Consider the following 9,150-nt stretch of genomic DNA (forward strand, 5'->3'; position numbering starts at 1 on the left):
CCCCCCGTGGGGGCGGCGCCGTTCTAGGGAACGGCCCAGCGAACGGCTCCTCCACTTTGCTGCCCCAGCGTCTCACTCGGATTGCCATCGTCGCCTACCCCCGCCTGTCCAATCTCGACGAGTTCCAGCCGCTGCGCAGCATCCCGGGCGTGCGCCTGACCTGGGCCCGCACGGCCGCCGAGCTGGAAGCGGCCGACTGGATCATCCTGCCCGGTTCCAAGGCAGTGGCCGCCGATCTGGCCTGGCTGCGTGAGCACAAGCTTGACGCGGTGATCGCGCGCCACGCCGACGCCGGAAAACCGCTGATCGGCATCTGCGGCGGCCTGCAGATGCTGGGCGAAACCCTGATCGACCCGCACGGCATCGACGGCAACGCGCCCGGCCTGGGCCTGCTGCCGCTTGTGACGCAGTTCGAGAAAGACAAGCTGCTGCGGCCGGCACGGCTGCGCTTCGCGGCGCAGCTGGCCGCACCCTGGCAGGCGCTGCAGGGACTGAAGCTGGAGGGTTATGAGATTCACCACGGCCGCACGGTTCAGCACCCCGGTATGGCGGCAGCGCCCGAGGCCTTGCACGACGACAGCGGCGGCGTGGTGGGCTGGCAGTCCGGCAGCGTGCTGGGCGTCTATGCCCATGGCCTGTTTGAACAAGCGCCCCTGCTGCGCGCGCTGTTCGGCGCCGATGTGCGCACGCTGGACAGCGTCTTCGACGGCTTGGCCGATTACATCGACCACCACTTCCAGCCCGGCACCCTTGCCGGACTGCTGAACCCTTGAGAGCAAGCATTCTTCCTATGCAAGACCTGATCCCGACCATCGCCCCGCTCGCCCAGCTCAATCCCGCTGGCCTGGCCGGCGCACTGCGCCAGCGCATCGACCAGAAGACCAAGCCGCTAGGCGCACTGGGCCGGCTGGAAGAACTGATGCTGCGCCTGGGCCTGATCCTGGGCAACGAAACGCCCGAGCTGCAGCAGCCACAGCTGGTGGTGTTCGCCGCCGACCACGGTCTGGCGGCCCGCGGCGTCTCGGCCTACCCCAGCGATGTGACCTGGCAGATGGTCGAGAACTTCCTGGCCGGCGGCGCAGCGGTCAGCGTGCTGGCGCGCCAGCATGGCCTGGCGCTGACCGTGGTGGATGCGGGCGTGCGCCATGAATTCGCGCCGCGGCCCGGGCTGGTGATCGCCAAGATCGCCGCCGGCACCGCCGACGCGCTGGAAGAACCGGCCATGACGGCCGAGCAGTGCGCCGCCGCCATCACTGCCGGGCGGAAGCTGCTCGGCCGCCTGCCCGGCAATGCCTTGCTGCTGGGCGAGATGGGCATCGGCAACACCTCGGCCGCCAGCCTGCTGCTGGCACGGCTGGGAGGCCAGGCGGTGGCAAGCTGCGTCGGTCGGGGGACAGGTCTTGACGACGAGCAGCTGGCGCGCAAGACGCAGATCCTGGCCCAGGTGCTGGAACGCCATGCGCAGGCCGCGACGCCGCTGCAGGCACTGGCCGCATTCGGCGGCTTCGAGATCGCGATGATGGTGGGCGCGGTGCTGCAGGCCGCGCAGGAGCGCCGCGTCGTGGTGGTCGATGGTTTCATCGCCAGCGCCGCCGTGCTGGTGGCTGCGCAACTGCAGCCCGCGGTGCTGGAGCGCTGCATCTTCACCCACCAATCCGGCGAGCCCGGCCACCGCCTGATGCTCCAGGCCCTGCAGGCCCATGCACTGCTGGATCTGGGCCTGCGCCTGGGTGAAGGCTCAGGCGCCGCGCTGGCCTGGCCGCTGCTCGTGTCGGCCTGCAGGATCCTGTGCGAGATGGCCAGTTTCGCCAGCGCGGGCGTGAGCGAACGCGACTGATCTGGTGATAATGCGGCGCACAACAGCAAGGGATGGTCATGTCCGATCTGGTGTTCGCCGATGAGCTTCCTGAACCGGGGCCGGGGATTCGGCACAAGCCGCTGGATCCCTGGGTGGTGATGATCGTCGACGACGACTCGGCCGTGCACCAGGTCACCCAGCTGGTGATGTCGGGATTCGAATTTGCCGGCAGACGCCTGGAATTCCTTGACGCCTACAGCGGCAGCGAGGCCCGCGAGATGCTGGCGCTGCGCAGCGACATCGCGTTGATCCTGCTGGATGTGGTGATGGAGTCCGAGCATGCCGGCCTCGACCTGGTGCGCTATATCCGCGAGGAGCTGGGCAACCGCAACGCACGCATCGTGCTGCGCACCGGCCAGCCGGGCCATGCGCCTGAAGAGCAGGTCATCAAGACCTACGACATCAACGACTACAAAGAAAAGACCGAGCTCACCAAGCGCAAGCTCATCACGGTCTTCTACTCGGCGCTGCGCTCCTACCGCGACATCATGATCATCGAGCAGTCGCGGCGTTCGCTGCGGCGCTCGATCGACGCAATCACCAAGGTCTACGACTCGCACAATCTGCGCAGCTTCGCCTCCGCCGTGCTGGAACAGGTCGCGCATGTGCTCGGCTATGAAGCGCAGGGCCTATGTGCCAGCCGGGTCTCGGCCTATGCCGCCACCCAGATGGCGGGCCACCTGAAAGTGCTGGCCGCCACCTCGGAGTATTCGCGCCTGTTGGTCGACGAGGAGGTGGCCAGTCTGCCGGAGGATGTGCGTTCAGCGCTGGATCGTGCGCTGAGCGAGCAGCGCAGCCATTTCGACGAGCGGCATTGCGTCGGCTACTACCGCAGCACGGCCGGCAACGAAAGCCTGCTCTACATGGTCTTCACCGAGCCGGTGGACGCCGACGCGCGCGAGCTGCTGGAGATCTTCTGCGCCAACGTCGCCCTCACCTACGAAAGCCTGCTGCTGCGCGAGGAAGTGCAGGACACCCACCATGCGACGGTACACATCCTGGGCGAGGCGGTCGAGCAGCGCGCTCGCGACGGCAGCCAGCATGTGAAGCGCGTCAGCGAACTCGCTGCGCTGATGGGTGAAGCTGCCGGGCTGACGCCTGGCGAGGTGGCGTTTCTGCGCCAGGCGGCGCCGCTGCACGATGTGGGCAAGATCGGCGTGCCCGACCATGTGCTGAACAAGCCCGGCAAGCTCGACGCCGCCGAGTGGGAAGTGATGCAAGGCCACGCGCGCCTGGGCTACGAGCTGCTCAGCAAGAGCGACAAACGCATCCTGCAGCTGGGCGCGACCATTGCGCATGAGCACCATGAACGCTGGGACGGGCTGGGCTATCCGCGCGGCCTGGCCGGCGAGCAGATCAGTCTGCCCGGCCGCATCGTCGCCGTGGCCGATGTGCTGGACAGCCTGCTCAGCCAGCGCTGCTACAAGGATCCCTGGGCCATGGACGACGCGCTGGACTTCATGCGCGAACAGGCCGGGCAACGCTTCGACCCTCAGCTGATTGCCCTGCTGATGGAACGGCTGGACCTGGTGCGCGCGCTTTACGAACGTCATCCCGATCACTGATCTCTGCCGCGCCGTGGGGCGCCAACCCTTTCCCACCCGCCGATGCGCCCGACCCACGAGCTCCGCCTGTTCTTCATCGCCCTGCAGTTCCTGACCCGCGTGCCGGTACCGGCCTGGGTGGGCTTCGAGCCGACCTGGCTGCAGCAGTGCAGCCGCCACTTCCCGCTGGTGGGCACGCTGGTGGGCCTGTTCAGCGCCGCCGTGCTGGCCGCCGCCCTGCAGCTGTGGCCACCGATGATCGCGGTGCTGCTGGCGATGGCGGCCAGCATCTGGCTGACCGGCGGCTTCCATGAAGACGGCTGGGCCGACACCTGCGACGGCCTGGGCGGCACGGTCAGCCGCGCCCGTTCGCTGGAGATCATGAAGGACTCGCGCATCGGCAGCTATGGCGCTCTGGGCCTGCTGCTGATGCTGGGGCTGAAGGCCGCCTGTCTGTACACCCTGGTGGCGGGGCAAGACCTGACCCTGGCGCTGGCCGGCCTGGTGCTGGCCCATGGCGCCTCGCGCGCCGCACCGATCTGGCTGATCCGCAGCCTGCCCTATGCGGGTGATCCGGACCATGCCAAGGCAAAGCCGCTGGCCACGCAGGTGACGGTCGCAACCTGCCTGGTGGTCGGGCTGTGGGTCGCCTTGCTGGCCAGCACGCTGGCCCTGCTGCTGCCGGACGCGGCGCAGCGCCTGGCCTGGGCGCTGCCCGCGGGCGTGGCCGCCACGCTGTGGATGCGAGCCTGGTTCAAGCGCCGGCTGGGTGGCTATACCGGCGACAACCTGGGCGCCACGCAGCAGGTGGTGGAGCTGAGCCTGCTGCTGGCCTGGGCCGCGCATGTCTGAGGCCACGGGCCACTCCGCACTCTGGGTCTGGCGCCATCCACGTCCGCAGAGCGCTGCCGGCCGCTGCATCGGTGCCGGCACCGATCTGCCGGTGCACTGGCGCCGCGCCAAGCGTCTGGCACGCCGCATCCAGGCCCATGCGCGCCGCTATCGACTGCCGCATCAGGTGCAGACCTCGCCGCTGGCCCGCTGCGCCGATGTCGGCCGCTGGCTGCGCCGCTGGGGCTGGCAGCACCGGCTGGACGCGGGCCTGCTGGAAATCGACTTCGGCGCCTGGGATGGGCAGACCTGGGACCGCATCGGACAGCCCGCGGTGGAAGCCTGGGTGGCGGATTTTCTGGGGCACGCACCCACCGGCGGTGAATCCCTGCAGCAACTCTTGCAGCGAGTGGCCGCATGGCAACCCGGTGCGTGCTGCGTGGTCAGCCATGGTGGCTGGATGCTGGCCAGGCGCTGGTTGCAAGAGCACGGCGAGCGCCGGCCAAGTGCCTTGGAATGGCCGGCGGCGCCGGGCTATGGTGAGGTGTGGCGCCTGGCTTGAGCAGCAAGGCTCAGCCGCGCTCGTTCAGGCGGCCTGCCCGGTCAGCCGCACATACTTCTGCATCAGGGTCTCGCGGCTCTCGACATGTGCCGGGTTCACCGGAATGCAAGCCACCGGGCACAGCTGCACGCATTGCGGCTCGTCGAAGTGGCCGACGCACTCGGTGCATTTGCCGGCATCGATCTGGTAGAACTCCTCGCCCATCGAAATCGCCTCATTCGGGCACTCGGGCTCGCAGACATCGCAGTTGATGCATTCGTCCGTGATCATCAGCGCCATGTCTTCACTCCTCCGTGCGGTTCGCCAGCCGCTCACGCAGCTTCTGCAGCACCAAGGGTGACACGAACTTGGAAACATCGCCGCCCAGCGTGGCAATCTCCCGCACAAAGGTGCTGGAAATGAACTGGTACTGGTCCGAGGGCGTAAGGAACACGGTCTCGACATCGGGCATCAGCGTGCGGTTCATGCCGGCCATCTGGAACTCGTACTCGAAGTCGCTGACCGCGCGCAGGCCGCGCACCACCACCTTGCCGTCGTGTTCCAGCACGAAGTCGCGCAGCAGGCCCCGAAACGGGATCACCTCGACATTGGGGTACTTGGCCGCCAGCTGGCGCGCCGTCTCCAGGCGCTCGTCGAGCGAGAACATGGTGCGCTTGTGATGGCCGGCCGCCACCGCGATGATGAGCCGCTCAAACAGGCGGCTGGCGCGGCGCATCAGGTCTTCATGACCCAGGGTCATCGGGTCGAAGGTGCCGGGATAGACGGCAGTCAGAACGGTCACGGAAGTCAAATTCGGCTCCTTGAGATCGACGCCAGCACGACGGCTGGCGGATTATCCTGCGATGCGGCGCAGCAGCTGATAGTGCACAGCACCGGCGCGGGCGTTCTTCCAGGCCTCCAGGCCCAGCTCAGCCGGCACCGCCAAGGGCTCGGGCGACTCGACATAGAGCAGCCCGCCGGGCACCAGCAAGGGCGCAGCGGCCTTCAGCGCCGGCTCGAACAAGCCGGCATCAAACGGTGGGTCCAGCAGCAGCAGCTCGAAGCGCGCCGGGGCCGAACGGCTCATCCAGCCGATGGCATCGCAGGACTCGATGCGCAGCTGGGCCGGATCGGCCTTGAGACGCGCGCGGCTGGCTTCCAGGCTGCGCGCCAGCTGCGGATCACGCTCCAGCAGCAGCACTTCGGCAGCACCGCGCGAGGCGGCCTCGAAACCCAGAGCACCGCTGCCGGCGAAGGCATCCAGCACGCGCCAGCCGCTCAGGTCCTGGCCCAGCCAGTTGAATAGGGTCTCGCGCACACGGTCCGGCGTGGGGCGCAGGCCGGGGCGGTCGGCCACCGGCAGCTTGGAGCGCTTCCACTGCCCACCGATGATGCGCACCTCTCTGGGCGCGCCGACCGGCGCGACCTGGCGCTTTTTGAATTCGTGCGGGTCGGGTCTCATGGCATCACAGGCGCACCGGGATGCCGCGCTGCGCCATCAGCGCCTTGGCCTGGCCGACCGTGTACTCGCCGTAGTGGAAGATGCTCGCGGCCAGCACCGCATCGGCGCCGCCGAGCTGGATGCCATCGGCCAGATGATCCAGTGTGCCGACACCGCCCGAGGCGATCACCGGCACGCTGACAGCGTCGCTGACCGCGCGTGTGAGCTCCAGGTCGAAGCCGCTCTTGGTGCCATCGCGGTCCATGCTGGTCAGCAGGATCTCGCCGGCACCGAACTCAGCCATCTGGCGCGCCCAGGCCACCGCGTCGAGATGCATGTTTTTGCGCCCGCCATGGGTGTAGACATCCCAGCCCGGCCCTTTGGCCGCCAGGTCTTCGCCGACGCGCCGTTTGGCATCGATGGCCACCACGATGCACTGCGCCCCGTACTTGTCGGAGGCCTCGCGGATCAGCTCGGGCCTGGCCACCGCGGCGGAGTTGAAGCTGACCTTGTCGGCACCGGCATTCAGCAGGCGCCGCACGTCCTCGACGCTGCGAACGCCGCCGCCCACGGTCAGCGGAATGAAGACCTGCGAGGCCACGTCTTCGATGATGTGCAGGATCAGGTCGCGGCCATCGCTGGTGGCGGTGATGTCCAGAAAGGTCAGCTCGTCCGCGCCCTGCTCGTTATAGCGCGCGGCAATCTCCACCGGATCGCCGGCATCGCGCAGCTCGACGAAGTTGACGCCTTTGACGACGCGGCCGCCGGTCACGTCAAGGCAGGGAATGATGCGTTTGGCAAGCATGGCAGGAGAGAAATGGAGTTCCGTTGTCGATCTGAAGCGAGGGGTCAGCGCTGCGCAGCGGCGGGCATGGGCAGACTGGGCGCGGGCTGCGGCTCGGGCGTGCGCTTGTGGCCTTCAGCCTCGGCGAACATATCGCGCACATTGGCACGCGCCAGGCCCTCGAAGTAGGCCCATTGGCCATAGCGCGCACGCAGCACGTCCAGCACCTGCTGCTGGCGCTGCTCGGCTTCGCCAGGCTGGGCCAGCGCGGCGTCGACCTGCGTCTGCAGATCGCGCAGGTAGTCGCGGAAGGTGCGCATATCCGCCAGATTGGCCATCTCGCCGTGGCCTGGCACGACGGCGGTTCCGGCCGGCAGCGTGTTCAGCGCATCCAAGGTCGGAATCCAGCGCTGCACGCGTGCGTCGATCAGGTTGGGCACGCTGGCACGCCACATCAGGTCGCCCAGAAACAGCACCTGCGCATCGGCAACCCACACCGCCGTGTCGCCGCCGGTATGGCCAGCCAGATGCTGCAGCAGGATGCGGCGCCCGCCCAGGTCCAGGCTCAGCTGCTGCTCGTAGCCCAGCTGCGGCGCCTTCAGCCCGGCCACCTGGCGCTTGCGTGCGTCGCTGGCTTTGTCTCCACCGACCAGGCGGAGGTTCTCGGGCTGCAGCCAGTCCAGCACCTGGCGCTGCGCCACCAGCGTCGCCCCGGCTTCGGCAAACAGGCGATTCCCCGACACATGGTCGATATGGTGGTGGGTGTTGATCACATAGCGGATCGGCAGCGGCGTCAGCTTGCGGATTTCCACGAGCAGCGCACGCGCTGCATCCTCCCGGAAAAAGCTGTCGACCACCGCCACGGCTTCCGAGCCGATCACGAAGCCGGCATTGGCGCCGGCCTTGCCCTGGCGATCAATAGCCGCATAGACGCCCGGCCCCAGCGGCTTAAGCTCGAAGGCGGCCTCGGCAAAAGACGGCGCCGCCGCCACCAGCGCCGCACAGCCGGCCAGCGCCAGGGCAACGGCCCTAGCCTTCATGTGCCGCCCGACAGTTCGTCGGCGCGCTGCTGGCCGGCAGCGAAGTCCAGGTCGCCCGTGTAGATGGCACGGCCGCAGATCACGCCCTCGATGCCTTCGCCTTCGACTGCGCACAGCGCTTCGATGTCCTGGATGTTGGACAGGCCGCCCGAAGCGATCACCGGAATCGTCAGCGCTTGCGCCAGCTTCACCGTGGCCTCGATATTGATGCCGGTGAGCATGCCGTCGCGGCCGATGTCGGTGTAGATCACGCCTTCGATGCCGTAGTCCTGGAACTTGCGTGCCAGATCCACCACCTCGTGGCCGGTCAGCTTGCTCCAGCCATCAGTGGCCACCTTGCCGTCCTTGGCGTCCAGGCCCACGATGATGTGGCCGCCGAAGGCCGTCGCCGCGTCCTGCAGGAAGCCGGGGTTCTTCACCGCGGCGGTGCCGATGATGATGTAGCTGAGGCCGTCGTCGAGGTAGCGCTCGATGGTGTCGAGATCGCGGATGCCGCCGCCGAGCTGCACCGGAATCTCGCTGCCGACTTCGCGCAGGATGGCGCGGATCGCCGCCTCATTGACCGGCTTGCCGGCGAAGGCGCCATTCAGGTCGACCAGGTGCAGGCGGCGCGCCCCGGCATCCACCCAGCGCCTGGCCATGGCCGCAGGATCTTCGCCAAAGGTGGTGGACACATTCATATCGCCTTGTTGCAGGCGAACGCACTTGCCGTCTTTGAGGTCAATCGCAGGGATCAGCAGCATGGCCGAGGTTGTCTTTGGGAGTTGAAAAGTGGATGGAAAGTGCGTGAGGGCGCGCGAAGCGAGGTCCCTCAGGGCTTCCAATGCAGGAAGTTGCGATACAGGGCGAGCCCGTGCGCGGCACTTTTTTCGGGGTGGAATTGCGTGGCAAAAATGTTATCCCGGGCCACCGCACAGGTAAAGCGCTGCCCGTAATCGGTTTCGCCAGCGCTGTGGCGCGCATCTAACGGCCGGGCGAAATAGCTGTGCACGAAGTAGAACCAGGCCTCATCAGGCACGCCCGCCCAGATTGGATGCGGCTGCACCTGGCTGACACGGTTCCAGCCCATCTGCGGCACCTTGTAGCGGCTGCCGTCGGGCTGCAGCTGGCC

The 9,150-nt window shown here is 67.7% G+C and carries 10 protein-coding genes and 2 pseudogenes; 5 read left to right on the forward strand and 7 right to left on the reverse strand.

From position 1 onward, the window contains the following. The 5 genes and pseudogenes from ACIQ67_RS17880 to ACIQ67_RS17900 form a co-directional block, all read left to right on the forward strand. A pseudogene (locus tag ACIQ67_RS17880) lies at nt 1–773 on the forward strand (cobyric acid synthase CobQ); the annotation flags it as partial. Nucleotides 774–790: 17 nt separating this feature from the next. After that, the gene (gene cobT / locus ACIQ67_RS17885) at nt 791–1,837 is read left to right on the forward strand and encodes a nicotinate-nucleotide--dimethylbenzimidazole phosphoribosyltransferase (protein ID WP_397535733.1); all 1,047 of its coding nucleotides are present in this window, start codon (nt 791–793) and stop codon (nt 1,835–1,837) included. A gap of 38 nt (nt 1,838–1,875) precedes the next feature. Beyond that, nucleotides 1,876–3,423 (forward strand): DUF3369 domain-containing protein, encoded by a 1,548-nt coding sequence (locus tag ACIQ67_RS17890; protein ID WP_397535734.1) that lies wholly within the window; start codon nt 1,876–1,878, stop codon nt 3,421–3,423. A 42-nt stretch (nt 3,424–3,465) separates the two neighbouring features. After that, nucleotides 3,466–4,254 (forward strand): adenosylcobinamide-GDP ribazoletransferase, encoded by a 789-nt coding sequence (locus ACIQ67_RS17895; protein ID WP_397535735.1) that lies wholly within the window; start codon nt 3,466–3,468, stop codon nt 4,252–4,254. Beyond that, the gene (locus ACIQ67_RS17900; protein WP_397535736.1) at nt 4,247–4,795 is read left to right on the forward strand and encodes a histidine phosphatase family protein; all 549 of its coding nucleotides are present in this window, start codon (nt 4,247–4,249) and stop codon (nt 4,793–4,795) included. The genes ACIQ67_RS17895 and ACIQ67_RS17900 overlap by 8 nt, the downstream gene beginning before the upstream one ends. 24 nt (nt 4,796–4,819) lie before the next feature. On the opposite strand, the gene ACIQ67_RS17905 is transcribed toward ACIQ67_RS17900, so the two are convergent. The 7 genes and pseudogenes from ACIQ67_RS17905 to hisH all read right to left on the reverse strand — a co-directional run. Further along, nucleotides 4,820–5,074: a YfhL family 4Fe-4S dicluster ferredoxin gene (locus tag ACIQ67_RS17905; RefSeq protein ID WP_397535737.1), complete on the reverse strand. Its 255-nt coding sequence runs from the start codon at nt 5,072–5,074 to the stop codon at nt 4,820–4,822. 4 nt (nt 5,075–5,078) lie between these two features. Further along, the gene (gene coaD / locus ACIQ67_RS17910) at nt 5,079–5,585 is read right to left on the reverse strand and encodes a pantetheine-phosphate adenylyltransferase (protein WP_397535738.1); all 507 of its coding nucleotides are present in this window, start codon (nt 5,583–5,585) and stop codon (nt 5,079–5,081) included. 42 nt (nt 5,586–5,627) lie between these two features. Next, complete coding sequence (gene rsmD, locus ACIQ67_RS17915) at nt 5,628–6,236, reverse strand: 16S rRNA (guanine(966)-N(2))-methyltransferase RsmD (protein ID WP_397535739.1); 609 nt, start codon at nt 6,234–6,236, stop codon at nt 5,628–5,630. A 4-nt stretch (nt 6,237–6,240) separates the two neighbouring features. After that, the gene (gene hisF, locus ACIQ67_RS17920) at nt 6,241–7,020 is read right to left on the reverse strand and encodes an imidazole glycerol phosphate synthase subunit HisF (RefSeq protein WP_397535740.1); all 780 of its coding nucleotides are present in this window, start codon (nt 7,018–7,020) and stop codon (nt 6,241–6,243) included. A 44-nt stretch (nt 7,021–7,064) separates the two neighbouring features. Next, the gene (locus ACIQ67_RS17925) at nt 7,065–8,039 is read right to left on the reverse strand and encodes an MBL fold metallo-hydrolase (RefSeq protein ID WP_397535741.1); all 975 of its coding nucleotides are present in this window, start codon (nt 8,037–8,039) and stop codon (nt 7,065–7,067) included. Beyond that, nucleotides 8,036–8,782, reverse strand: coding sequence for a 1-(5-phosphoribosyl)-5-[(5-phosphoribosylamino)methylideneamino]imidazole-4-carboxamide isomerase (hisA, locus tag ACIQ67_RS17930; RefSeq protein WP_397535742.1), 747 nt, complete (start codon nt 8,780–8,782; stop codon nt 8,036–8,038). Before hisA ends, ACIQ67_RS17925 begins: the two co-directional genes overlap by 4 nt. Before the next feature lie 68 nt (nt 8,783–8,850). After that, nucleotides 8,851–9,150: pseudogene (gene hisH, locus ACIQ67_RS17935) on the reverse strand (imidazole glycerol phosphate synthase subunit HisH); the annotation flags it as partial.

It is taken from the genome of Roseateles sp. (assembly GCF_044373315.1).
Taxonomy (GTDB): Bacteria; Pseudomonadota; Gammaproteobacteria; order Burkholderiales; family Burkholderiaceae_C; genus JACDQM01.